The 22,065-nt window shown below is 69.3% G+C and carries 19 protein-coding genes; 11 read left to right on the top strand and 8 right to left on the bottom strand.

The features are described 5' to 3' along the window. Positions 1 to 10 precede the first annotated feature (10 nt). A complete protein-coding gene (locus AVE30378_RS01350; protein ID WP_129238973.1) occupies positions 11 to 1,549 on the bottom strand; it encodes a DUF1800 domain-containing protein in 1,539 nt (512 codons plus the stop codon). 210 nt (positions 1,550 to 1,759) lie between these two features. Between AVE30378_RS01350 and AVE30378_RS01345 the strand changes: the two genes are divergently transcribed. Further along, positions 1,760 to 2,086, top strand: a complete 327-nt coding sequence (locus AVE30378_RS01345; RefSeq protein WP_129238972.1) for a hypothetical protein — start codon at positions 1,760 to 1,762, stop codon at positions 2,084 to 2,086. 6 nt (positions 2,087 to 2,092) lie between these two features. Here AVE30378_RS01345 and phrB read toward each other — a convergent pair whose 3' ends face one another. Continuing rightward, complete coding sequence (phrB, locus tag AVE30378_RS01340; protein WP_129238971.1) at positions 2,093 to 3,526, bottom strand: deoxyribodipyrimidine photo-lyase; 1,434 nt, start codon at positions 3,524 to 3,526, stop codon at positions 2,093 to 2,095. Between the two features lie 252 nt (positions 3,527 to 3,778). Here phrB and AVE30378_RS01335 point away from each other — a divergent pair, with 252 nt between their 5' ends. Continuing rightward, a complete protein-coding gene (locus AVE30378_RS01335; protein WP_129239047.1) occupies positions 3,779 to 5,227 on the top strand; it encodes a CoA transferase in 1,449 nt (482 codons plus the stop codon). Between the two features lie 16 nt (positions 5,228 to 5,243). On the opposite strand, the gene AVE30378_RS01330 is transcribed toward AVE30378_RS01335, so the two are convergent. From AVE30378_RS01330 to AVE30378_RS01310, 6 genes are all read right to left on the bottom strand, one after another. Continuing rightward, complete coding sequence (locus AVE30378_RS01330; RefSeq protein ID WP_129238970.1) at positions 5,244 to 5,780, bottom strand: peroxiredoxin; 537 nt, start codon at positions 5,778 to 5,780, stop codon at positions 5,244 to 5,246. A gap of 98 nt (positions 5,781 to 5,878) precedes the next feature. Next, positions 5,879 to 7,303 carry a BcpO-related WXXGXW repeat protein gene (locus AVE30378_RS01325; protein WP_129238969.1) on the bottom strand — a complete coding sequence of 475 codons (1,425 nt, stop codon included), beginning with the start codon at positions 7,301 to 7,303 and terminating at the stop codon, positions 5,879 to 5,881. 30 nt (positions 7,304 to 7,333) lie between these two features. Beyond that, on the bottom strand, positions 7,334 to 7,498 hold the full coding sequence (locus AVE30378_RS32515; protein ID WP_165360038.1) for a hypothetical protein: 165 nt from the start codon (positions 7,496 to 7,498) through the stop codon (positions 7,334 to 7,336). Positions 7,499 to 7,897: 399 nt separating this feature from the next. After that, a complete protein-coding gene (locus tag AVE30378_RS01320) occupies positions 7,898 to 8,305 on the bottom strand; it encodes a DoxX family protein (protein ID WP_129238968.1) in 408 nt (135 codons plus the stop codon). A gap of 209 nt (positions 8,306 to 8,514) precedes the next feature. Further along, positions 8,515 to 9,903 carry an ATP-dependent RNA helicase DbpA gene (dbpA, locus tag AVE30378_RS01315; protein WP_129238967.1) on the bottom strand — a complete coding sequence of 463 codons (1,389 nt, stop codon included), beginning with the start codon at positions 9,901 to 9,903 and terminating at the stop codon, positions 8,515 to 8,517. Positions 9,904 to 10,024: 121 nt separating this feature from the next. Continuing rightward, entirely contained in the window at positions 10,025 to 10,783 is a 759-nt protein-coding gene (locus AVE30378_RS01310; protein WP_129238966.1) for an IclR family transcriptional regulator, read from the bottom strand. A 161-nt stretch (positions 10,784 to 10,944) separates the two neighbouring features. On the opposite strand from AVE30378_RS01310, the gene xsc reads away from it, so the two are divergent. From xsc to AVE30378_RS01265, 9 genes are all read left to right on the top strand, one after another. Continuing rightward, a complete protein-coding gene (gene xsc / locus AVE30378_RS01305; protein WP_129238965.1) occupies positions 10,945 to 12,756 on the top strand; it encodes a sulfoacetaldehyde acetyltransferase in 1,812 nt (603 codons plus the stop codon). Positions 12,757 to 12,837: 81 nt separating this feature from the next. Further along, positions 12,838 to 13,758: a bifunctional enoyl-CoA hydratase/phosphate acetyltransferase gene (locus AVE30378_RS01300; RefSeq protein ID WP_129238964.1), complete on the top strand. Its 921-nt coding sequence runs from the start codon at positions 12,838 to 12,840 to the stop codon at positions 13,756 to 13,758. Between the two features lie 137 nt (positions 13,759 to 13,895). Continuing rightward, positions 13,896 to 15,473 (top strand): ABC transporter substrate-binding protein, encoded by a 1,578-nt coding sequence (locus tag AVE30378_RS01295; protein ID WP_129238963.1) that lies wholly within the window; start codon positions 13,896 to 13,898, stop codon positions 15,471 to 15,473. Between the two features lie 11 nt (positions 15,474 to 15,484). Next, positions 15,485 to 16,453 carry an ABC transporter permease gene (locus AVE30378_RS01290; RefSeq protein WP_129238962.1) on the top strand — a complete coding sequence of 323 codons (969 nt, stop codon included), beginning with the start codon at positions 15,485 to 15,487 and terminating at the stop codon, positions 16,451 to 16,453. Continuing rightward, positions 16,450 to 17,352 carry an ABC transporter permease gene (locus tag AVE30378_RS01285; protein WP_129238961.1) on the top strand — a complete coding sequence of 301 codons (903 nt, stop codon included), beginning with the start codon at positions 16,450 to 16,452 and terminating at the stop codon, positions 17,350 to 17,352. The genes AVE30378_RS01290 and AVE30378_RS01285 overlap by 4 nt, the downstream gene beginning before the upstream one ends. Continuing rightward, a complete protein-coding gene (locus AVE30378_RS01280) occupies positions 17,349 to 18,350 on the top strand; it encodes an ABC transporter ATP-binding protein (protein ID WP_129238960.1) in 1,002 nt (333 codons plus the stop codon). Before AVE30378_RS01285 ends, AVE30378_RS01280 begins: the two co-directional genes overlap by 4 nt. Further along, positions 18,347 to 19,369: an ABC transporter ATP-binding protein gene (locus AVE30378_RS01275; protein ID WP_129238959.1), complete on the top strand. Its 1,023-nt coding sequence runs from the start codon at positions 18,347 to 18,349 to the stop codon at positions 19,367 to 19,369. Before AVE30378_RS01280 ends, AVE30378_RS01275 begins: the two co-directional genes overlap by 4 nt. 26 nt (positions 19,370 to 19,395) lie before the next feature. Further along, positions 19,396 to 21,045 carry an amidohydrolase gene (locus AVE30378_RS01270; RefSeq protein WP_129238958.1) on the top strand — a complete coding sequence of 550 codons (1,650 nt, stop codon included), beginning with the start codon at positions 19,396 to 19,398 and terminating at the stop codon, positions 21,043 to 21,045. Between the two features lies 1 nt (position 21,046). Continuing rightward, positions 21,047 to 22,024, top strand: coding sequence for a CobW family GTP-binding protein (locus tag AVE30378_RS01265; RefSeq protein WP_129238957.1), 978 nt, complete (start codon positions 21,047 to 21,049; stop codon positions 22,022 to 22,024). Positions 22,025 to 22,065 lie beyond the last annotated feature (41 nt).

Here is a 22,065-nt window from a genome sequence, read left to right as displayed (position 1 = left end):
TCAACAGGCCCTAACGGCGCATGAATTCCGGCGAGGCCAGCAGGTAGATGTTGGCGTTCCGGGTCGATTTGGCTTGCTCGATCGCCTCCCGCGTGGCGGGCGACAGCCCCGCGAACAGGCCATTGCCGGCGTTGGCCTTCAGCAGGCCGGGCAGCCGCGGCAGCTCGACCGGGCCGCTGTCGCCGTCCTCCTTGTAGAACCGCTGGGGGGCGCCGGCGATGACGCTGGCGACCTCGAAGCGCGCCGTCATCTGCCCGGATCCGGCCCAGTCGGACTGGCTCATGGGATAGCCGTCCGGCGTGAGGCGCTGGTTCAGGGGCTGGCCGAGCTGCTTCAGCATGCCGATGCCCGGCTTGGGATTCCGGATGGGCGGCATGCCGTCATAGGCAAGCCGCAGCGAGGAATAGACGTAATGCACCGGATCCTTGAACACCCCCTTTTGCAGGGACGCCGAGAACTCCGGCGAATCGAACAGCGTCCCGAGCGTGGCGGCGATGTCGCCGTCCGTCGCCAGGAACGTCTTGCTCATTTTCTCGACGAGCGCGGTCGGGGGCGAGTCGCCCGTGAAGTACACGGCCAATTTCCGGCTGATGTGCCGGGCCGTCGCCGGATTGCTCGCCAGGATGCGGGCGGCCTCGTCGACCTCCGGCATGCCGGTTCCCGCGATGCGGTGGCCCAGGAACTGCTTTTCGCCGAAATCGTGGCGCGCCGGATTGAAGAGGAACAGCCCCTCCTGCACGACCTTCGCGCGCCATTCGGGCCTGACCTTCGGCGGTTCGGCCTGCTGGCCGACGCCCAGCCCCGTGAGGATGCGGGCCAGCTCCTGGACGTCGGCCTGCGAATAGCCGCCATCGACGCCCAGCGTGTGCAGTTCCATCAGTTCGCGCGCGTAGTTTTCATTGATGCGGCCGGCGGCGTTGCGGGTGTTGTCCAGGTAGATCAGCATCGCCGGGGCGCGCATCGTGGCGGACAGCAGGTCGCGGAACTTGCCCAGCGCGTGCGGACGGATGGCACGGTCTTCGTACTGCGACAGGAAAACGCCCGCGTCCCCCTTGCCCAGGTCCACGTTGAAGTGGTTCATCCAGAACCAGGCCATCTGGTCCTGCAACTGGTTGGCCGAATAGAGCGCGCGCCACAGGGCCCGGTCGCTGACTTCCGAGGCCCGCCGGATCGAGAACTGGCGCGCTTCGCGCATGGCCTTCAGCTTTTGGTCCGGGGGCAGTTTTTCCGCCTTTTGCCGCATGCCGAGCTGCGTGGCCCGCGCCGCTTCATCGGATACGCGCGAGATCGACAGCGCATCGATCCGCTGCTGCACTTCGGCCGGCAGCGCGTCCTGCGCGGAGGGATGCAATTGCGCCCGCAGATAGCGTTCGGCGCCCATCTGCCGGATGCGGGCAAGCTCGGAAGGCGTGGCGCCCCAGGTCACGCGGTCGACCAGCGCGGCGTCGCGCGCCTTGGCGCCGGCGTCCGGCTGCGCCAGGGTGCCGGCGGACAGGAACAGCAACAGCGGGGGGACGGCGAGGCGAAGGCGGAGACACGACAGCGGCATGCGGCGGAGACCTTCCTTGGGGCAATTCGAGGTGAGACAGGATAATCGCCGGGGGATTCCCCGCCGGGCGCGTCTTGAAACGCAAGGAAACGGATCGCATCCGGTTTTCGCCTATGCCCGGGCGCGGCGCGGGGCCATTGGCGGGGCCGGGCCGCGGCCGTCCTATCATGAGGCAGGCAGGGACACGCAAGCGCCTGAAGGAGGGCGGCAATGGAAGGGATGATCGAGCGCCTGGAAGCGATGCTGGCCAAGGGAACGGACAACATGCTGTTGCGATTTTCCTTGGGGAAGGCCTACGCGGAACAGGATTGTTTCCGCGAGGCCGAGGAACACCTGCGCGCGTCGCTGGCGTTCGATCCCGCCTATTCCGTCGCCTGGAAGTGGCTGGGCAAGGCCTGCCTGGGACGGGGCGACAAAACGGGCGCGCGAGCCGCCTGGGAGGCCGGCCTGAAGGCCGCGCACGACCGCGGCGACCAGCAGGTGGTGAAGGAATTGCAGGTGTTTCTCAAGCGGCTGGACAAGGCCGCCGGCGCTTGAGGCGCGTCATGCGTTGCCGGCGGGCGGGCGCGGGAGCCCGCCGAACGCCTCCAGCGCGCGCAACCGGCTTTGCGCCAGATCCACGATGGGCAGGGGGTAGCCGGCAGTGGCGCGCTCCATGGGGCTGGGGTCGTGGATGGCGCGCGCGTCCAGGTGCGCCAGTTCCGGCAGCCATTCGCGCAGGAACGCGCCGTCGGGATCGAACCGGCGCGATTGCGACAGCGGATTGAAGACGCGGAAGTAAGGCACCGCGTCGGCGCCGGTGGACGCGCTCCACTGCCAGCCGCCATTGTTGGAGGCCAGGTCTCCATCCACCAGGTGCGACATGAACCAGGCTTCGCCCTCGCGCCAATCGATGAGCAGGTTCTTCGACAGGAACATGGCGGCCACCATGCGCAGGCGGTTGTGCATCCAGCCCAGCGCCAGCAACTGGCGCATGGCGGCGTCGACGATGGGAATGCCGGTCCGGCCTTGCTGCCAGGCGCGCAGGTCCTCGGGCGCCTGGCGCCAGGGCACGGCGGCGGTCTCGGGTTTCATGGGCTGGCGCATGGACAGGGCGGGATGGGCGGCCAGCAGGTGCTGGTAGAACTCGCGCCACAGCAGTTCGCCGATCCACGCGGCGGCCCCGGCCTTGCCGCTGTCCAATTCGCCGTGGTTGGCCGCCAGCGCCGCGCGCAGGGCCTGGCCGGGCGACAGCACGCCCGCCGCCAGATAGGGCGACAGGCAACTGGTGGCGGGCAGCGACGGGAAGTCGCGCTGTTCGCGGTACGCGTCGATGACGCCGTCGGCGAAGGCCGCCAGCCGCTCGCCGGCGGCGGCCTCGCCCGCGGGCCACAGGGCGCGGACGGCGTCGTCCGGGGCGTTGAAACCTTCGAAGGCGGCGGGCAGGGGATCGGCCCGCCAGGCGGGCGGGGCCTGCGGGCGCGGGGCGGGCAAGGCTCGCGGCGGCGCCGTGCGCAGCCGTTCGCGGCAGGCGCGCGCATAGGGGGTGAAGACGCGGTAGCAATCGCCTTTGCCCGTCAGCACCGTGCCTGGCCGCAACAGCGAGGCGCCGTGGTGCAAGGTCCAGTCCACGCCCATGGCCCGCAGGCCGCTGGCCACCGCCGCATCGCGGCGGCGTTCATTGACGGCCCATTCGGCGTTGGCATGGACGTGGCCGATGGCGTGGGCCCGGCAGAAACCGGCCAGCGCGTCGGGCGCCTCGCTCCAGTCCCGCACCGTCAGCAGCTTGAGCGGTATGCCCAGCCGGCCGAGTTCGCGCGAAAGTTCGCGCAGGTTGCGCAGCCAGAAATCCACCTTGGCCGGCGCGTCGCCATGCCGGCGCCACTGGCCCGGCGCGGCCAGGAACAGCGCGGTCGCGGCGCCGCCTCCGGCGGCGGCCGCCAGGGCGGGATTGTCGTGCGCGCGCAGGTCGGTGCGCAGCCAGAGCAGGGTATTCATGGCGTTCCAGGGCGGGCGGTTCGCGGCCGATGCTTGCGGGCGAGGCTGGCATTCTATATTGCGGGGAGGCGGGGACGCCGGCCCCCCGGGGGCTTGGAAGACGATGTAAAAGCTACGAGTAGATGTGTCCAGCCGGGCGCGGCGGGGCCGCGCGGCCGTCAAACCATGAAACACGCTGGCGCTTCGTACGTATTGACGCCGCCCGGGCCCCGCCATGTAATCCAAGGTAAAACGACTAGAGACATGAACGCTATGGGAAATCTGATGGACCTCCGCCCGTCCTTTCTGAGGGGTCGCGCGCCCGCCGGCAAGACATCGCTCGACGTGTTGCAGAAGCTCTGGCGCTCGGTCGATCTGCCGGACGAGTCCCTGAGCCACGTCGTGCTGACAGGCGCCGATCCGGTTCTTCCCTCGTCTTTCGCGGTTGGCGCGGCGGCGCAGGCCAGCATGGCCGCGGCCGCCCTGGCCGCCGCCGAAATCTGGCACCTGCGCGGCGGCGCGAGGCAGCAGGTCAGCGTCGACATGCTGCACGCGGCGCAGGAATGCCGCAGCTATTTCAAGATCAACGGGGTCGCGCCGAATCCCTGGGATCCCATCACCGGCCTGTACCGTTGCGGCGACGGCAACTGGGTCCGCATCCATGCCAATTTCGCGCATCATCGCGATGGCGCGCTGGCGCTGCTGGGCTGTCCCCCGGGCGACGGCGCGACGCGAGCGGCGGTGGAAAGCGCGCTGGGCCGCTGGAATGCGCTGGATTTCGAGCAGGTGGCCGCCGACGCCGGCCTGGCGGTGGCCGCCATGCGCAGCTTCGACGAATGGGACCGCCACCCCCAGGGCCAGGCGGTGGCCGCGCAGCCCCTGCTGACGATCGAACGCATCGGCGAAGCCGACCCGCGGCCCTTGCCCAAGTACGGGCACGACGCCCGCCCGCTCAGGGACATCCGCGTGCTCGACCTCACCCGCATCATCGCGGGGCCGGTTTGCGGCCGGGCGCTGGCCGCCTACGGCGCCGACGTGATGCTGGTCAATTCCCCGCAATTGCCCAATATCGACAACATCATCGACACCAGCCGGGGCAAGCTCTCGGTCCTGGCGGACCTGGATACGGCCGACGGCCGCATCGCCCTGGGCAACCTGCTGCGCAGCGCGCACGTGTTCGTGCAGGGTTACCGGCCCGGCGGCCTGGCCGCGCTGGGGTTCGGCCCCCAGGATGCCGCGCGCATCCGTCCGGGCATCGTCTACGTTTCCCTGTCCGCCTACGGCAATGCGGGGCCCTGGGCCAACCGGCGCGGTTTCGATTCGCTGGTGCAGACGGCCACCGGCTTCAACCATGCCGAAGCGCAGGCGGCGGGCCAGGAAGCGCCCAAGCCGCTGCCCATGCAGATCCTGGACCATGCCTCCGGCTACCTGATGGCCTTCGGCGCGCAGGCGGCGCTGGCGCGCCAGGCGACGGAAGGCGGTAGCTGGCATGTGCGGGTATCGCTGGCGCAGACCGCGCACTGGCTGCGCGGCCTGGGCCGCGTGGAAGGCGGGCTGGCCTGTCCGATGCCCGGCTTCGAAGGCCTGCTGGAGACCGGGCCCTCGGGCTTCGGCGAACTGGTCGCGCTGCGGCACGCCGCGCAGTTTTCGGCCACGCCCGCCCGGTGGACCCGTCCGTCCAGCCCGCCGGGCACCCACCCCACGGTCTGGCCGTTCAACTAGGCGGGCATCGTCCGCGCTATTGCGCCGCCTTCCATGCGCGCAAGGCGCGCATGGTGTTGGCGACGTGGGACTCGGGGCTCATGTCCGTGAATTCATAGAGGATCTTGCCCTGCGGCGAGATGACGTAGGAGATGCGCTGCGCGTACTCCGGCCGCTTGTCGTGGACCGCATCGTAGGCTTTCATGATCTTGCCGTCGCCATCGGCGGCCACCGCGAACTTGCTGCGGCATTCGCTGACCGAGAACTTGTTCAGGGTTTCGATATTGTCCGTCGACACGCCGATGACGGTGGCGCCCAGGGACTTGTATTCGTCGGTGGCTTCGGCGAAGTTGTGGGCTTCGATCGTGCAGCCTTGCGTGAAGGCCGCCGGGAAGAAATACAGGACGACGGGGCCTTGCTTGAGCGCTTCGTCCAGCTTGAACGTGAAAACGGTGCCGCCCAGCGAAGCCTGGGCGCTGAAGTCCGGCGCGGGGGCGCCCACCTTGAGCGCGGCGTGGGCGGACGCGCCGGCCAGCAGGCCGCACAGCAATAACCAGGTGGCAGTGCGCTTCATGGCAATCTCCTTCAGTCTCTTGGGCCGCGCGGCGGCGTTCTTCCTACTGTAGCCGGGCGGATGGCGGGGGTCCAGGGCGGTTCGACGCCCCGGCGGCGTCAGTCGCGTCCGGACGGGCCCCGGCCAGTGCCATTGCCATTGCCGTCTCCGCGCGCCTGGTCGCGCTGTTGCCGCTGGCGGGCCTGCTGCTGAGCCTGCTGGTCGCGTTGCTGCTGCTGGCGGGCTTGCTGTTGGGCCTGGTCGCGTTGCTGCTGCTGCTGGCGGGCCTGCTGCTGGGCCTGGTCGCGTTGCTGCGGCTGGCGGGCCTGCTGCTGAGCCTGGTCGCGTTGTTGTTGCTGGCGGGCTTGCTGCTGGGCCTGGTCGCGTTGTTGCTGCTGGCGGGCCTGCTGCTGGGCCTGGTCGCGTTGCTGCTGTTGGCGGACCTGCTGCTGGGCCTGGTCGCGTTGCTGCTGCTGGCGGACCTGCTGTTGAGCCTGATCGCGTTGCTGTTGCTGGCGGGCCTGCTGTTGAGCCTGGTCGCGTTGCTGTTGCTGGCGAGCCTGCTGCTGGACCTGGTCGCGCTGCTGTTGCTGGCGGTTCTGCTGAACCTGCTGGTCGCGCTGCTGCCGCTGACGGTCCTGTTGCTGGACCTGCGGCGATTGGGGGCGGCCGGGCTGGGCTGGCGATCCGTCCCGGGGGCCGCCTCCTTGGGCGTGGTCCCGGCCGCCGCGTCCGTTGTCCGGCCCGTTTCCTGGCCGCTCATCGCTGCCGGGGCGCCGGCCTTCGGGCCGGTGATCCACGGAGGCCTGGGGCGGACGCCCCTTGTTCTGGTCGTAGAACTGGGCGCGGTTGTTGCCGGCGTCGCGGACGTAGCCGCGCTGCGCCTGGGTGGGCGGGGCATGGCGTTCGTTGCGCGCGGCCAGTTCGCGAGGATCGGCCCGGCGCTGGATGCCGGACGGACCGCCGTGGTAGCTGACACGGCGGTTGTCGACGTTGTTGACCACCACGTTGCGGTTGTAGACGTTGGTGACGTGCGTGATGTTCACGTTCGTGACGGCCCGGTTGTAGTAGAAGCGGTCGCGTTTCCAGTAACCGCCCGCATAGCCCAGGCCGGTGTAGCCGAAGCCGTAGTTGATGCCTCCATAGAAGCCCACGTGGGGGCCCCAATAGCCGGCGTTCCAGAGGTACAGGCCGTTCACGAAACCCCAGTAGCCCGGGGTCCAGAGCGCGCCGGCGTAGGGCGCGAGCACCCAGGCGCCAGGCACCCAGAAGAAACCGTAGCGGTTGCGGCTCCAATAGCCCGGCACCCAGAGGTAGCCGTCCGAGGGCGCCGGCGGCTGGACGTAGACCGGCAGGGGCGGCGGAGGTTCGGGACTGCGGTCCACCAGGGCCAGATTGGCGTCCGCCGGGTCGCCGCCGTCATAGGCCGGAGCCGGGGGCGCGGGCGGCGGTTCGTAGGTCTGCGCCGCGGCGCTGGCGCAGGCGGCCAGCAGGATGGCGGCGGCGATGGGCCGTGAACGGAAGATCCGGTAGCGGGAGGTCATGGTTTTTCCTTTGCGCAACGGGCGCGCGGATCAGTAGCCACGATAGTAGTAATGTGGGGCGGGGTAGGCCGGATAGTAATAATGCGGCGTGTAATAGACCGGAGCCGGGCGATAGTACGCCGGCCGGGCCGGCACCACGACGCATCCGGTCAAGGCGCTGGACACCGCCAGCATCAGCAACAGACTCTTTTTCATCTGGCAACTCCTGCCAAGCGCCAGGCGCGGCTTGCGCCCTGGTTGCGCTCGTAAGGATTAGGCCATAGGCCTGTGCGAGGAGTTCTGGTCTGTAATCGTTCCGAAACAGCTTTCGGGTGACGGATGTTTGCGCACGCGTGACTGTCAATGTCGTTCGTATCAGGATGGAGCCCCCACGCCGCGCACGCTTTGCGTGCTTGCTGCCCCCCGAGAGGGCTGCGCCGCCTTGGGGCGGCCCGGCGGCGGCGCGGCTATTTTTGCGACGAGCCGCAAAACAGTCTCACTCTCCAACGCACGCGCTGCGCGCGCTTGTTGCCCTCACGCTGCCCACCATCGGCGCTTGGCAAAAAAACAGGGGCCGCCTGAGCGACCCCTGGTGCTTGCCGTGCGCGGCGGGCTTCAGTTCCAGCGGCCGCCGTTGCCCGCGAGGCTGAAACGGCCGGCGCCCATGAAGGCGATGGCCAGGCCGGTGAACAGGAACATGCCTTGCAGTTCCAGCGCCCAGCCGCCGTTGTTGGTCAGGCTGCCGAGCTGGCCGGTGTGGGCCAGCAGGATGGCGACGACCATGTTGATGGCGATCAGCAGGCCGCCCAGGCGAGTGTAGATGCCGACGATGATCAGGATGGGGGCGAGGATTTCGCCGACGTAGGCGCCATAGGCCAGGAAGCCGGGCAAACCATGCGAGGACAGCATGCCGCCGATGCCGCCGACGCCGCCGCCGGTCAGTTTGAACAGGCCGTGCAGGAGTATCAGGATGCCGAGGGTCAGGCGCAGGATCAGTTTGCCGGTGTCATCGGACTTGATCATGGTGGGTTCTCTTCTAATGGTTGAACGGGACAGCGGCCGTTGGAGCGCGTTGCGAGCCTTTGGTTCCGCGCCCCGGGGCATCTCGCAAGGCGAGGGCGCGAACCGGGGACGGGCTGGGCCATTATGGCAAAACCCGAGCAAAACCATCAAGCATTTGTCGTGGCGCCGCGACGCTTTTTCAACAAATGCTTACGGGTGCCGGGAGGCGCTCAGAACTCCTCCAGGAAGCGCATGCGGAAGCGGCGGCCCTTGATATTGCTGTTGGACAGGCGCGAGAAGGCCTGCTTGGCGATCTGGCGATCCAGCGCGACGTAGGAGACGAACTCGGAGATATTGATCTTGCCGACCTGTTCGAACGCCAGGCCGCCGTCGCCCGTCAGGGCGCCCAGCAGGTCGCCGGGGCGCAGCTTGTCCTTTTTGCCGCCCTGGATGCACAGGGTGATCATCGGCGCGCGCAGCGGGCGGTCCGCCTTGGGCCGCAGCGACTTGATGTCGGCCCAGACCAGCGGCGCGCCCTGGTATTGCTCGATCAGGTTCGCCCAGCGCATTTCGTCGGGCGAGCACAGGCTGAGCGCCAGGCCTTTCTGTTCGCCGCGGCCGCTGCGGCCGATGCGGTGCACGTGGACTTCGGTGTCCTTCGTCACGTCCACGTTGATGACGGCGCCCAGGTTCTGGATGTCCAGGCCGCGGGCCGCCACGTCGGTGGCGACCAGCACGGCGCAGCTCTGGTTGGCGAACTGGATCAGGATTTCATCGCGCTCGCGCTGTTCCAGGTCGCCATTGAGCGCCTGGGCGCTGATGCCTTCGGCCTGCAGGCGTTCGACCAGGTCGTGGCTGCGCACCTTGGTGTTGCAGAACGCCAGCGTGGAGGCCGGCCGGAAATGCGCCAGCAGGCGCGCCACCGCGTCCAGCCTGTCGCGGTCGTCGATTTCGTAGAAGATTTGTTCGATGCGGCTGGCGTCGTGCTGGGATTCCGCCTTGACCTCGGCGGGGTTGCGCAGAAAGCGCGCGGCGAGCTTGCGGATGTTGTCGGGGTAGGTGGCCGAGAACAGCAGGGTCTGGCGCTTGGCCGGGCAATGCGAGGCGATGGCGACGATGTCGTCGTAGAAGCCCATGTCGACCATGCGGTCGGCCTCGTCCAGCACCAGGGTGTTCAGGCCGGACAGGTCCAGGCTGCCGCGCGCCAGGTGGTCCTGGATCCGGCCGGGCGTGCCCACGACCAGGTGCGTGCCGCGGGCCAGCGATTCGGCCTGGGGACGCGCGGCGGCGCCGCCGCACAGGGTCAGGATCTTGATGTTGGCGATCTGCCGGGCCAGCCGGCGCAATTCCTGCGCGACTTGGTCGGCCAGTTCGCGCGTGGGGCACAGCACCAGCGCCTGGGGCGCGAGGCGGGCGGGGTCCAGCTTCTGCAGCACCCCCAGGCCGAACGCCGCGGTCTTGCCGCTGCCGGTCTTGGCTTGCGCGATGAGGTCGCGGCCTTCCAGGATCAAGGGCAGGCTTTGCGCCTGGATGGGCGTCATTTGCTCGAAGCCCAGGCTTTGCAGATTGCCGAGCAGGGCGGGCAAGAGGGGCAGGGAGGTGAAGGAGCTGTTGGTCACAATAAGGGGAAAAAGGCGCTTTTCGCCGGGCGGGGCGCGCGGCGGGGACGGAATGTCCGGTGCGTCCCAGAGTGTACCGCCTGGGCAGGCGTAGCCCGCGGCGGACACGAGCCGCCGCTGGCTATGCCTGCGGCTCGTAGGTGCCGGCCAGCTTGCGGGCGGCCTCCTGCATGCGCGGCAGCCAGGCGCGCGCGCCGTCGATCGACAGCCGGGCCACCGGCGCGTGCAACGCCACGGCGGCAATGGCGCGCGTGCCGTGCAGGATGGGCACCGCCATGCAGACGATGCCGAGCAGGAATTCCTCGCGGTCGAAGCTGGCGCCTTCTTTCTTGATGGCGCGCAATTCGCGCTCCAGCGTGGCCACGTCGCAAAGCGTATTGGGCGTGTAGCGCGGCAGCGGCGCGGCGGCCAGCAGGCGTTCGCGCGCTTCCCGCCGCATATGCGCCAGGAACAGCTTGCCGCTGGCCGAGCAGTGCAGCGGCACGCGCGAGCCCGATTGCAGGTTGACCCGCAGCGGCCAGGCGGTTTCGACGCGGTCCAGGTAGATGACCTCGTCGCCGTCCAGCATGGTGCAGTTGCAGGTTTCGCCGATTTCGTCGACCAGGCTGTCCAGGATCCGGTGGCGTTCGCCCCGCAGCGGCGAATTGAGCAGGGTGTCGCGGGCCAGCGCGCTCAGCCGGGGGCCGCTGACGTAGCTTTTGCCGGCGGGTTCGCGCAGCAGCATGCCGGCGTCGACCAGGCGCGACAGGATGCGCAGGACGGACGGCTTGGGCAGGCCCGTGGCCTCGGTGAGCGCCGCCAGCGATACCGGATGCCCGGCCCGGGCGACCTGTTCCAGCAGGGCCAGCGCGCGCAGCGCCGCGGAGGATTCGTCTTTCATCTTTCAATAATTGAAGATTCGGCGGTGTGATCCCTATCCTCGCACGGATTTTGCAGAAAATGAAACGCCATGGGGTGGGATCGGCGGACGTTCTGCTGCAGTATCGGATCACGCCGGCCAATATGCAATCCGACACGCGCCGGCCTGCCAGGAGAGAGACCATGAGCAGCAAGCAACACATGACCCCCAGCGAAGCGTTTGTCGAAACGCTGGTCGCCCAGGGCGTCAAGGACGTATTCGGCATCGTCGGCTCGGCCTTCATGGACGCGCTGGACCTGTTCCCGGCCGCGGGCATCCGCTTCGTGCCGACGGTGCACGAGCAAGGCGCCGCGCACATGGCCGACGGCTATTCGCGCGTGACCGGCCGCCACGGCGTGTGCATCGCGCAGAACGGCCCGGGCATCACCAACTTCGTCACCGGCGTGGCCGCCGCCTACTGGGCGCACAGCCCCGTGGTGGCGATCACGCCGGAGACCGGCACCTCGGGCATGGGCCTGGGCGGTTTTCAGGAAACCGAGCAGTTGCCGATCTTTTCGCGCATCACCAAGTACCAGGCGCACGTGAACCGGCCCGACCGCATGGCCGAATTCACGGCCAAGGCCTTCGACAATGCGCTGGCCGAACGCGGGCCGACGCAACTGAACATCCCGCGCGATTACTTCTACGGCGAGATCGACGTGGCCATTCCCGAGCCGCGCCGCGTCCGCCGCGGCCCGGGCGCCGAAGAGGACCTGGAGGCGGCGGCGGCGCTGCTGGCGCAGGCCAAGTTCCCCGTCATCGTCGCGGGCGGCGGCGTGCTGTTTTCCGATGGGCAGGCCGAATGCGTGGCGCTGGCCGAACTGCTGGGCGCGCCCGTGGTGACGAGCTACCTGCACAACGACGCCTTCCCGGCCAGCCATCCGCTGTGGTGCGGCCCGCTGGGCTACCAGGGCGCCAAGGCCGGCATGAAGCTGCTGTCGCAGGCCGACGTGGTGCTGGCGCTGGGCACGCGGCTGGGGCCTTTCGGCACCTTGCCGCAACACGGGCTGGACTATTGGCCGCAGGGCGCGCGCATCATCCAGGTCGACGCCGACCACCGTATGCTGGGCCTGGTGCGCCCGGTTTCGGTGGGCATCTGCGGCGACGCCAAGCCCGCGGCCGCCGCGCTCGCCGCCAAGCTGAAGGGGCGCGAGGTGGCCAGCGCGCGTACCAAGGCGGCGCGCGGCGAACAGATCGCGGCGCAAAAGGCCGAGTGGGAAAAGGAACTGGACAGTTGGTCGCACGAGCGCGACGACTGGAGCCTGGACATCATCGAGCACGGCGGCGGCCGCATGCATCCGCGCCGCATGCTGCGCGAACTCGAGCGCGCCATGCCCAAGCACGTGATGGTGTCCACCGACATTGGCAACATCTGCTCGGTGTCCAACAGCTATCTGCGCTTCGACGAGCCGAATTCGATGCTGGCCGCGATGAGCTTCGGCAACTGCGGCTATGCGCTGCCGGCGCTGATCGGCGCCAAGCTGGGCCGGCCCGACCGGCCGGCGGTGGCCTATGTGGGCGACGGCGCCTGGTGCATGAGCTTCCAGGAACTGCTGACCTGCGTGCGCGAACAGATCCCGGTGACGGCCGTGGTGTTCCACAACGGCCAATGGGGCGCCGAGAAGAAGAACCAGGTGGACTTCTACGGGCGCCGCTTCGTCGGCAGCAACCTGAAGAATCCGAACTTCTCCGAACTGGCGCGGGCCATGGGCGCGGAAGGCATCCGCGTGGAGCATGCCGACCAGGTGGGCGCGGCGCTGCAGGCCGCCTGCCGGGCGCAGTCCGAGGGCAAGACCACCGTGCTGGAGATGATGGTGAGCCAGGAACTGGGCGACCCGTTCCGGCGCGACGCCCTCAAGCAGCCGGTGCGCTTCCTGGACAAGTACAAGCCCTACGTGAACCAGCCGTTCAGTCCGGGCGAGGTGCCGCTGCCGATCGATCCCGTCAGGGGCTGACCGCGACAGGCCCGGCGCGGCGCCGTCCGCGCCGGGATTCCCCCGCCAGTCCTTGCGGCTCGTCCGCGGCAGGAGCAACACATGGAAAGCGATCGATTGTTCGAGCCGCTGCGCAGCGCCGCGCTGTCGGCCGGACGCCTGCGCACGGCGGTGGCCTATCCGCTGTGCCCCACGAGCCTGGGCGCCGCCGTCCAGGCGCGCGACGCCGGCTATATCGAGCCGGTGCTGGTGGGGCCGGCGCGCCGGCTGTATGCCCTGATGGCGGAGGCGGGCCTGGCCGAAGACGAGCTGGAAGTGGTCGATACGCCGGACGACGAGAAGCTGGCGGCCTGCGCGGCCGCCGCCCTGGCGCGCGACGGCGCGGTGCGCATGCTGATGAAGGGCAGCCTGCACACCGATCACTTCATGTCGGCCGTGGTGGCGCGCGACGCCGGGCTGCGCACCGACAGGCGCATCAGCCACGCGTTCGTGATGGCGGTGGCGGCGTATCCGAAGCTCTTCATCCTGACCGACGCGGCGGTGAACATCGCGCCCACCTTGCAGGAAAAGGCGGACATCGCGCAGAACGCCATCGACCTGGCGCGCGCGCTGGGCGTGGAGCGGCCCAAGCTCGCGGTGCTGTGCGCCACCGAGTCGGTCAATCCGTCGATGCCGGCGACGCTGGACGCCGCGGCCCTGTCGAAGATGGCCGACCGCCAGCAGATCCGCGGCGGAGATATCGACGGCCCGCTGGCGTTCGACAACGCCATCTCGCGCGTGGCGGCGGACCAGAAGGGCATCGTTTCGCGCGTGGCGGGCGACGCCGACATCCTGCTGGTGCCGGACATCGAGGCCGGCAACATGCTCTACAAGGAACTGACCTGGCTGGCCGGCGCGGGCACGGCCGGGCTGGTGCTGGGCACGCGCGTGCCGGTGCTGCTGACCAGCCGCTCCGATTCCATGCTGGCCCGCGTGAACAGTTGCGCGGTGGCCGCGCTCTATGCGCGCGCGCTCGCCGCCTGACCGCCGCGGGTCCGAGATGGCGCCTGGCTCCAAAAAGTCCGGCGGTTTGGTACTAAGCCCTGACCCGTTGGCTCGCTACGCTACTTCCAAGGCCATCCGTTGAATGGTTCAAGACACAGAACGCCAAGGGGTAGAACATGCGCAGCGCAAGAAAATGCTTGACCACGATGCTGGCCGCGTTGGCCATGGCCGGCGCGGCCGTGGCGGCGGACGCTCCCAAGCCGGGCGGCACGCTGGTTATCGGTTCGACGCAGGTGCCGCGGCACCTGAACGGCGCGGTGCAGTCTGGCACCGCGACCGCGCTGCCCAGCGCGCAACTGTTCGCCAGCCCGCTGCGCTACGACGCCGACTGGAAGCCGCAGCCCTACCTGGCGCAATCCTGGGAGCTTGCGCCGGACGGCAAGTCGTTGACGCTGCACCTGCGCAAGGACGCCCTGTTCCACGACGGTAAGCCGGTGACCTCGGCCGACGTGGCGTTCTCGGTCATGGCGGTCAAGAACAACCATCCGTTCCAGACCATGTTCGCGCCCGTCGAGGCCGTCGATACGCCGGATCCCTACACGGCCGTGCTTCGCATGAGCAAGCCGCACCCGGCGATCCTGCTGGCGCTGTCGCCGGCCCTGATGCCGGTGCTGCCCAAGCACATCTACGACGACGGCCAGGACCTCAAGACGCATCCGCGCAATTCGGCCAACGTGATCGGCTCCGGGCCGTTCAAGTTCAAGGAATTCAAGCCGGGCCAGGAAATCGTGCTGGAGAAATTCGACAAATTCTTCCTGCCGGGCAAGCCCTATCTGGACCGGATCGTCGTGAAGATCAACCCGGACGCCACCAATCTGCTGATCGGGCTGGAGCGCGGGGACATCGCCGCCTTGCCGTTCATGACCGAGCCGACCATCCTGCGGCGTGCCAAGGACAACGCGGCCCTCACCATGACCAGCAAGGGCTATGAAGGCATCGGCGCGCTGAGCTGGCTGGCCTTCAACACGGCGCGCAAGCCGCTGAACGACCTGCGGGTGCGCCAGGCCATCGCCTACGCGGTCGACAAGGGCTTCATCACCAAGGCGCTCAACGCGGGCTTCGCCAAGCCCGCCGACGGCCCCATCATCGGCACGAGTCCGTTCGCCACGCAGGACGTCGTGAAGTATCCGCTGGACCTGAAGAAGTCCGAGCAACTGCTGGAAGAGGCGGGCTTCAAGAAGGACGGCAAGGGCGAGCGCCTGGCGCTCACCGTGGATTACATGCCGGGCTCCGACGTGCAGGGCAAGAACGTGGCGGAGTACCTGCGCAGCCAGTTGAAGAAGGTGGGCATCGCCGTGCAGGTGCGCGCGTCGCCGGACTTCCCGACCTGGGCCAAGCGCATCGCCAGCCACGATTTCGACATGACCACCGATATCGTCTTCAACTGGGGCGATCCGGTCATCGGCGTGCACCGGACCTATCTGTCCAGCAACATCCGCGACATCATCTGGACCAATACGCAGTCCTACGCCAACCCGAAGGTCGACGCCCTGCTGGAGCAGGCGGGCACCGAGACCGACGTGGACAAGCGCCGGGCGCTGTACGGCGAATTCCAGCGCATCGTCACCGAAGACCTGCCTATCGATTTCCTGACCGTCATCCCGTACCACACGCTCGCGTCCAAGAAAGTGCACGCCTTGCCCGACGGGATCTGGGGCGTCATGTCGCCCATGGACGATACCTACCTGCAATAGGGGGGGCCGCCATGACGCGCTATCTCCTGCGCCGCCTCGCCTACGCGCTGGTGCTGCTGCTGGCCGTGGTGACGCTGAACTTCCTGTTGATCCATATCTCGCCCGGGGATCCGGTCGAGACGATCGCCGGATCGATGGGCGGCATCAGCGAGGAACTCCGGGCGCAACTGCGCGCGCAGTACGGGCTGGACAAGCCTTTCGCGGTGCAACTGGGCCTGTACCTGTCGCAGGTGCTGCGCGGCGACCTGGGCTATTCCTACTTCTTCAACGTGCCCGTGGCCCAGTTGATCTGGGAGCGCGTGCCCGCCACGCTGCTGCTGGTGGTGACCTCGGTGCTGGGCGCGTTCGTGGCCGGCACGCTGCTGGGCACGCTGGCCGCGCGCAAGCCCAACGGGCCGCTGTCGCAGGGCATCACGCTGCTGTCGGTCGTGGGCTATTCCGCGCCGGTGTTCTGGACCGGGATCATCCTCATCCTCCTGTTCGCGTCGGTCCTGCCGGTGTTCCCGGTGTCCGACATGCGTTCCGCCGGCGGGCCGCAGGACGGGTGGGCGGGCGTGCTGGACGTGCTGCACCACCTGGTGCTGCCGGCCTTCACGCTGGCCTTCGTGTACCTGGCGCAGTACAGCCGGCTGGCGCGCGCCAGCGTCATGGAGGCCCTGTCGGCCGACTACATCCGGACCGCGCGGGCCAAGGGCCTGCCGGAACGGTCGGTGCTGTACAAGCACGCGCTGCGCAACGGCGTGCTGCCGGTGGTGACCATGCTGGGCCTCCAGTTCGGCAATGTGCTGGCGGGCGCCATCCTGGTGGAGACGGTCTTCAACTGGCCCGGGCTGGGACGCCTGGCGTTCGATTCCGTGCTCAGGCGCGACTACCCCACGCTGCTGGGGATTCTGCTGTTCGCATCGCTGCTCGTGGTGGTGATGAACCAGCTTACCGATCTGGCCTACCGCCTGATCGATCCCAGGATCAAGACGACATGAGCCAGGTTCCTCCCGCCGTTCCCATCGCCGCTCCCGCGGGCGCGGCAACGCGGCCGCCGGCGCGGCAATCCTACGAAGCCCTGCGGGTGTTCGCGCGCAATCCCTCGGCGGTGGCCGGCGTGCTGCTGCTGGCGGCCATTCTTGCGGTCACGATCTTCGGACCCATGGCGATGGAGGCGGACCCCTTCGAAATCGCCGGGGCGCCGATGAGCCCGCCGGGCGCGGACGCGCTGCTGGGCACCGACTACCTGGGACGCGACGTGCTGACCGGCATGGTGTACGGCGGCCGCGCCACCTTGCTGGTGGGCGTGGTGGCGGCCGTGCTGTCCATGGCCATCGGCCTGACCGTCGGGGCGCTGGCGGGCTATTACGGCGGCTGGGTCGACGAAACCCTGATGCGCATCACCGAGTTCTTCCAGGTGCTGCCCACCTTGCTGTTCGCCATGGTGCTGGTGACGCTGTTCTCGCCGTCGCTCGCGACCATCGCGGTCGCGATCGGCGTGGTCAGTTGGACGGGCACGGCGCGGCTGGCGCGCGGCGAGTTCCTGCGGCTGAAGCGGCGGGAATACGTGCTGGCGGAGCGGGTGATCGGCGCGGGCGACGCGCGGATCATCTGGCGGGTGATCCTGCTCAACGCGCTGGCGCCGCTGATCGTGTCCGCCACGCTGGCCATCGGCATGGCGATCCTGTTCGAGGCCGGCCTGTCGTTCCTGGGGCTGGGCGACCCGAACATCATGAGCTGGGGGCTCATGATAGGCAGCAACCGGCCCTACATCCTGACCGCCTGGTGGGCCGTGACCCTGCCGGGAGCGGCCATTTTCCTGACGGTGCTGGCGGTCAGCCTGATCGGCGACGGCCTGAACGACGCGCTGAATCCCAACTCGCGGGGGCGCTCATGAACGCGGTGGAACAGCCGCCCGTGCTCGAGGTGGACAGCCTGAGCCTGGAGTTCCGGGCGCGGGGGCGCGTGGCCGAGGTGCTGAGCGCGGTCAGCTTCGAACTGCGTCCGGGCGAAACGCTCTGCCTGGTGGGCGAGTCCGGCTGCGGCAAGAGCATGACGGCGCTGGCCATCATGCGGCTGATTCCGCCGCTGGGCCGGATCGGCGCCGGCAGCGTGCGCCTGCGCGGCGACAACCTGGCCGGCCACGACGAGGAGGCCATGCGCCGGGTGCGAGGCAACAAGATCTCCATGATCTTCCAGGAGCCCATGACCGCGCTGAACCCGGTGTACACGGTGGGCGACCAGATCGCGGAACCGCTGCGGCTGCACCAGGGGCTGGGCAAGGCCCAGGCGCGCGAACGCGCCATCGACATGCTGAAGTCCGTCGGGATCCCCTTGCCGGAGCGGCGCGTGGACGACTATCCGCACCAGATGTCGGGCGGCATGCGCCAGCGGGTGATGATCGCCATCGCGCTGGCCTGCGACCCCGACGTGCTGATCGCCGACGAGCCCACCACGGCGCTGGACGTGACGGTGCAGGCGCAGATCTTCGACCTGCTGCGCGAACAGCAGGCGCGGCGCGGCACCGCGGTGCTGCTGATCACGCACGACATGGGCGCGGTGTCGGAAATGGCGGACCGCGTCGTGGTCATGTACGGAGGGCGGGTGGTGGAGCAGGGCGGCGTCCGTGAAATCCTGGCGCATCCGCGCCATCCCTATACCCGCGGGCTGATCGCCTGCCTGCCCGAACTGGACCGCGAGCCCAGCGATATCCGTCCGGACCTGCCGGAGATTCCCGGCGTGGTGCCGTCGGTCTGGGAGCGCGGCGCGGGCTGTCCGTTCCTGGAGCGCTGCGGCCAGGCGATGCCCCGCTGCCGCGACGCCTTCCCGCCGCTGACCCGCGTGGGCGGCGCGCAGGAAGTGGCCTGTTGGCTCTACCCGGAGACGGCGCCATGACGCAGCCGCATGCCCCCGCCTTGCTGTCGGTGCGGGACCTGGCCGTGCATTTCCCCATCGGCGGCCGCGGACGCGACGGCAAGCCGGTCGTCGTCAAGGCCGTGGACGGCGTGTCGTTCGACCTGGAGCGCGGACGCACCCTGGCGATCGTGGGCGAGTCCGGTTCGGGCAAGACCACCACGGCGCTTTCCGTGCTGCGCCTGGCCGACCCGACCGCGGGCTCCATCCACTTCGACGGAACCGACCTGACCGCACTGCGCGGCGCGGACCTGCGCCGCATGCGGCGGCGCCTGCAACTGGTGTTCCAGGATCCGTATTCGTCCTTGAATCCGCGCCAGCGCGCCGGCGACATCGTGCGTTCGCCGCTGGACCTGATGGGCATCGATCCGCCTGGCGGGCGCGAGGCGCGCGTGGCCCGGATGTTCGAACTGGTCGGGCTGCGTCCAGAGCAGCGCCAACTGTTTCCGCACCAGTTTTCCGGAGGGCAGCGGCAGCGCCTGAACGTGGCCCGGGCGCTGGCCAGCGCGCCCGACCTGATCGTCTGCGATGAACCGGTATCGGCGCTGGACATCGCCATCCGGGCGCAGATCCTGAACCTGCTGCGCCGGATCCAGCGCGAGCAGGGGCAGTCCTTTCTGTTCATTTCCCACGACATGGCGGTGGTCGAGCACATCTGCGATGACATCGCCGTGATGTACCTGGGCAAGATCATCGAGCAGACCTCGCGGGAGGCTTTCTTCTCGCGTCCGCTGCACCCCTATAGCGTCGCGCTGATGTCGGCGGTGCCGACGGTCAAGGGCGGGCGCGAACTCGCGGCCAGGCGGGTGCGGTTGTCGGGCGACCCGCCCAGCCCGGTGGATCCGCCGCCGGGCTGTCGCTTCGCCGGCCGCTGTCCGGCCGCGCAGGAACTGTGCGCGGCGCGCGAGCCGGCGTTGCGCGAAGTCGTGCCGGGCCACCGCGTGGCCTGCCATTTCGTCGAATTCCGCGCAGGCGTCCTGGAGTCGCCGCTGCGGGGTTGAACCCAAGAGACTCCGAGGAGAGCCAGATGACCCAGCCTGCCACGACCATCTATGCCGCGCGCAGCATCCTGACCATGAATCCGGCCCAGCCGCGGGCCACGCACGTCGCCGTGCGCGACGGCCGCATCCTGGGAGTGGGCAGCAAGGAATCGCTGGCCGGCTGGGGCCCCGCCGAGCTCGACGACCGCTATGCGGACAAGGTGCTGATGCCGGGCCTGGTGGAAGGGCATTGCCATTTGCCCGAAGGCGGCATGTGGAAGTTCGTCTATGTCGGCTTCTACGACCGGCGCGGGCCCGACGGCCGGCTCTGGGAGGGGCTGAAAAGTCTCGAGGCTGTCGCCGCCCGGCTGCGCGAGGCCGAAAGCGCCCTGGCGCCGGACGCGACGCTGATCGGCTGGGGCTTCGATCCGATCTTCTTCGAGGGGCGGCGGATGGACGTCCGGGACCTGGACGCGGTGTCCCCGCGGCGGCCGGTCGTGGTCATGCACGCCAGCATGCACCTGATGAACGTCAATACGCCGATGCTGGCGCGGGCGGGCATCGACCGCGATACCGATATCGAAGGCGTGACCCGGATGGAGAACGGCGAGCCCAGCGGCGAACTCTGCGAATTCGCGGCCATGTTCCCGGTCATGCGCCTGATCGGCAGCCCGTTCCGCACGGTCGGCGTGTCGGAAGACGGGCTGCGCATGTTCGGCAAGGTCGCGCAATGGGCGGGCGTCACCACCGCCACGGACCTGGTCAACGAACTGGGCGACGAGGGGCTGGCGACGCTGGCCCGCGTCACCGCCGAACCGGACTACCCCGTGCGCATCGTGCCGGCCGCGTCGGCCCTGACGTATGCCGGCGATCCGGCGCGCTGCCTGGCGAAGGTGGAGGAGGCGCGGCGGCTGAACCACGGCAAGCTGCATTTCGGGATGGTCAAGCTGGTGGTGGACGGGTCGATCCAGGGTTTTACGGCCAGGGTGCGCTGGCCGGGCTACTACAACGGCGCGCCCAACGGCATCTGGGTCATCGCGCCGTCGGAGCTGGACACGCTGGTCCAGGCGTACCACGACGCGGGCGTGCAACTGCACATCCACACCAACGGCGACGAAGCCACGCAGTTGGCGATCGAGGCCGTGGACCGGGCCCTGCGCCGCAGCCCGCGGCGCGACCACCGCCACACATTGCAGCATTGCCAGATGGCCGACGCGGCCCAGTTCCGGCGCATGGCCAGCCTGGGCATGTGCGCCAATCTCTTCGCCAACCATATCTTCTACTGGGGCGATGCGCACTATGCGCTGACCATGGGGCCGGACCGCGCCAACCGCATGGACGCCTGCGCCACGGCCGCGCGCGCGGGGGTGCCGTTCTCGATCCACTCGGACGCGCCGATCACGCCGCTGGGGCCGCTGTTCACCGCGTGGTGCGCGGCGAACCGGCGGACCTCCTCGGGGCGGGTGCTGGGAGAATCGGAGCGGATCGGCGTGGACGCCGCGCTGCACGCCGTCACGCTGGGCGCGGCCTACACCCTGCACCTGGACCACCTGGTGGGTTCGATCGAAGTGGGCAAGTACGCGGACTTCTGCGTGCTGGAGGACGATCCCCTGGCCGTCCCGGCGGAAGGATTGAAGGACGTGCCGGTGGCGGGCACGGTCATCGGCGGAAGGCCCCTGGCCTTGCGGGAGGGCTGACATGGCGGCGCAAGGCGCGGCGCCCGCGCGCATCGCGCTGACGGTGGTGGGCGGCTTCCTGGGCGCGGGCAAGACGACCCTGCTCAACCACGTGCTGGCCGCCAGCCGCCGCCGAGCGGCGGTGCTGGTGAACGACTTCGGGCCGGTCGATATCGACGCGGGCCTGATCGCGCAGCGCGCCGACGAAGTGATCCGGCTGGCCAACGGCTGCGTCTGCTGCTCGATGGCAGGGGGGCTGGACGACGCGCTGGCGCGCGTGCTGGCGCTGGACCCCCTGCCCGAATGGATCGTGATCGAGGCCAGCGGCGTTTCCGATCCGGCCCGCATCGCGCAGGTCGGCATGTCCGATCCGATGCTGCAACTGGAGGGCGTGGTGGTCGTGGCCGATGCCGCGAACGTGCGCGCGCTGGCCGCGGATCCGCTGCTGGCCGACACCATAGGGCGCCAACTGAAGGCCGCCGACTTGCTGGTGCTGAACAAGACCGACCTGGCGCCGCCGCGGGAGCGCGCGCCGTTGCGGGCCTGGCTGGACGAAGCGACGGGCGGCGCGCCCGTCATCGAGGCGAGGGAAGGGCGCGTGGACCTGCGCTATCTGCTCGGAGAACCCGCGGGGCATCCCGCGCATCACGGTTGCGGCATGGAGGATTGCGGCCATCCCGCGCACGGGGCCGGCCCGCCTGCCGGGGATCCGGGCCATCCGTTCGAGAGCTGGCTGTGGCGGGCGCCGGCCATGCTCGACGCCGACAGGCTGGCCGAGAGGCTGAGGCAGTTGCCGCGGCCGCTGCTGCGCGCCAAGGGCTGGGTGCGCACGGACCGGCACGGCCTGGTGCTGGTGCAACTGGCGGGACGGCGGGTGCGCTACGACACGCGGGCCACGCCGCCGGCCGGCCTGGCGGAGCCGGCGCTGGTGCTGATCGGCCTGCGCGGCGCCGTCGATCCGGACGCGGTGGCGGCGTGGCTCGCGCCCGCGGCGGCCTGACGCCGGCGTCCGTTCTGGTGCAAGCGATTTCCCTTTTCTGG

This window comes from Achromobacter veterisilvae (assembly GCF_900496975.1).
Classification (GTDB): Bacteria; Pseudomonadota; Gammaproteobacteria; order Burkholderiales; family Burkholderiaceae_B; genus Achromobacter; species Achromobacter veterisilvae.
The sequence above is the reverse complement of the archived record's forward strand: the minus strand, read 5'-3'. Positions and strand labels throughout refer to the sequence as shown.

What these genes read in the sequence shown, in the direction of transcription:
- AVE30378_RS01280 (WP_129238960.1), top strand. Translation starts at nt 17,349, where the DNA reads ATGAACGCGGTGGAACAGCCGCCCGTGCTCGAGGTGGACAGCCTGAGC.
- AVE30378_RS01345 (WP_129238972.1), top strand. Translation starts at nt 1,760, where the DNA reads ATGGAAGGGATGATCGAGCGCCTGGAAGCGATGCTGGCCAAGGGAACG.
- AVE30378_RS01320 (WP_129238968.1), bottom strand. Translation starts at nt 8,305, where the DNA reads ATGATCAAGTCCGATGACACCGGCAAACTGATCCTGCGCCTGACCCTC.
- AVE30378_RS01300 (WP_129238964.1), top strand. Translation starts at nt 12,838, where the DNA reads ATGGAAAGCGATCGATTGTTCGAGCCGCTGCGCAGCGCCGCGCTGTCG.
- AVE30378_RS32515 (WP_165360038.1), bottom strand. Translation starts at nt 7,498, where the DNA reads ATGAAAAAGAGTCTGTTGCTGATGCTGGCGGTGTCCAGCGCCTTGACC.
- xsc (WP_129238965.1), top strand. Translation starts at nt 10,945, where the DNA reads ATGAGCAGCAAGCAACACATGACCCCCAGCGAAGCGTTTGTCGAAACG.
- AVE30378_RS01350 (WP_129238973.1), bottom strand. Translation starts at nt 1,549, where the DNA reads ATGCCGCTGTCGTGTCTCCGCCTTCGCCTCGCCGTCCCCCCGCTGTTG.
- AVE30378_RS01310 (WP_129238966.1), bottom strand. Translation starts at nt 10,783, where the DNA reads ATGAAAGACGAATCCTCCGCGGCGCTGCGCGCGCTGGCCCTGCTGGAA.
- AVE30378_RS01330 (WP_129238970.1), bottom strand. Translation starts at nt 5,780, where the DNA reads ATGAAGCGCACTGCCACCTGGTTATTGCTGTGCGGCCTGCTGGCCGGC.
- phrB (WP_129238971.1), bottom strand. Translation starts at nt 3,526, where the DNA reads ATGAATACCCTGCTCTGGCTGCGCACCGACCTGCGCGCGCACGACAAT.
- AVE30378_RS01285 (WP_129238961.1), top strand. Translation starts at nt 16,450, where the DNA reads ATGAGCCAGGTTCCTCCCGCCGTTCCCATCGCCGCTCCCGCGGGCGCG.
- AVE30378_RS01335 (WP_129239047.1), top strand. Translation starts at nt 3,779, where the DNA reads ATGGGAAATCTGATGGACCTCCGCCCGTCCTTTCTGAGGGGTCGCGCG.
- AVE30378_RS01295 (WP_129238963.1), top strand. Translation starts at nt 13,896, where the DNA reads ATGCGCAGCGCAAGAAAATGCTTGACCACGATGCTGGCCGCGTTGGCC.
- AVE30378_RS01270 (WP_129238958.1), top strand. Translation starts at nt 19,396, where the DNA reads ATGACCCAGCCTGCCACGACCATCTATGCCGCGCGCAGCATCCTGACC.
- AVE30378_RS01265 (WP_129238957.1), top strand. Translation starts at nt 21,047, where the DNA reads ATGGCGGCGCAAGGCGCGGCGCCCGCGCGCATCGCGCTGACGGTGGTG.
- AVE30378_RS01290 (WP_129238962.1), top strand. Translation starts at nt 15,485, where the DNA reads ATGACGCGCTATCTCCTGCGCCGCCTCGCCTACGCGCTGGTGCTGCTG.
- AVE30378_RS01275 (WP_129238959.1), top strand. Translation starts at nt 18,347, where the DNA reads ATGACGCAGCCGCATGCCCCCGCCTTGCTGTCGGTGCGGGACCTGGCC.
- AVE30378_RS01325 (WP_129238969.1), bottom strand. Translation starts at nt 7,303, where the DNA reads ATGACCTCCCGCTACCGGATCTTCCGTTCACGGCCCATCGCCGCCGCC.